The organism is Polynucleobacter sp. 35-46-11 (assembly GCF_002281105.1).
This window is the reverse complement of record NZ_NCFJ01000729.1, coordinates 1-1,061: the sequence shown is the minus strand read 5'-3', so window position 1 is coordinate 1,061 and position 1,061 is coordinate 1. Positions and strand designations below refer to the sequence as shown.

The 1,061-nt window shown below is 45.1% G+C and carries 1 protein-coding gene; it reads right to left on the bottom strand.

Annotated elements, in window-relative coordinates; translation table 11 throughout:
- The coding region (locus tag B7Y67_RS19140; protein WP_293599990.1) for an AAA family ATPase at positions 1 to 963 on the bottom strand (963 nt) is incomplete at its 3' end.
- Positions 964 to 1,061: the final 98 nt, after the last annotated feature.

Sequence of the window (1,061 nt, the reverse complement as noted above, 5' to 3'; positions counted from 1 at the left end):
ATCAAAACATCGCTGATAGTATTCCGCGATGAGGCGCTTTTCCTCTAATTCGCATTTATTTAAAAACGATAATCGAAATGCAAATTCGAGATCGCCAAAGATTGCCCAATTCTCAGCCCAGGTAATGACAGTTCTGGTTGACATCAATGTAGATAAATCCCCCGCAGCAAATCCCTTACGCGTGAGGTTAGCCAGGGCAATCATTTGTGAGGCAAGAGGTGCATTCTCTGGCAAATTTAAATGCGACACTTTTGCTTTAACAATCCGCTCTTCAGCCTGGGGATCTAGGTAATTCAGCGCGGCTACCACATCCCATCGATCCATCTGCCCTTGATTTAGCAGTTGTGTTCCATGATAGATATTGTTCCAGTTACCCAGGCCAACGGTATTGCTGGTCGCAAAAATTCGGAAATAGGGGTGAGGCTCTATCACTCGATTTTGATCAAGCAGGGTTAATCTACCCTCGCGCTCTAGCATTCTCTGGATGACAAACATGACATCTGGCTTGCCGGCATCATATTCATCTAATACAAGAGCAACAGGCCTTTGGAGCGCCCATGGAATGAGGCCTAACTGGAAGTCAGTTACTTGCTGCCCATCCTTAATTGTGATGACGTCTTTGCCTAAAAGGTCCATGCGGGTAATTTGCCCATCCAGATTAATGCGAAGACATGGCCAGTTAAGGCGTGCGGCCACTTGCTCAATGTGGGTGGACTTGCCAGTGCCATGCATGCCCTGCAGTAAAACCCGCCGATTAAAGCGAAATCCTGCCAGAAGGGAGATAGTTGTATCGGAATCTAATTGATAGGTGGGATCAATTGTAGGAACAAGCTCATTGGTCTTGGAAAAGCTCGGCACTTCAAAGTCGCATTTGAAATTGCATTCTGGAAAGGCGGACTTTACGGAAATGAGCGAATCAGGTTTTGTATCAATGAGATTGGCTAGTTCGGGACTATTTTGCATATGATTTCCGGTTGAATTGCGGCGGCAGAAAATGGAGTATGTTCAATTTAATCGACATTATCATTCCACTTTTTAAGTTTTTCTTGGGGATTTCCCTA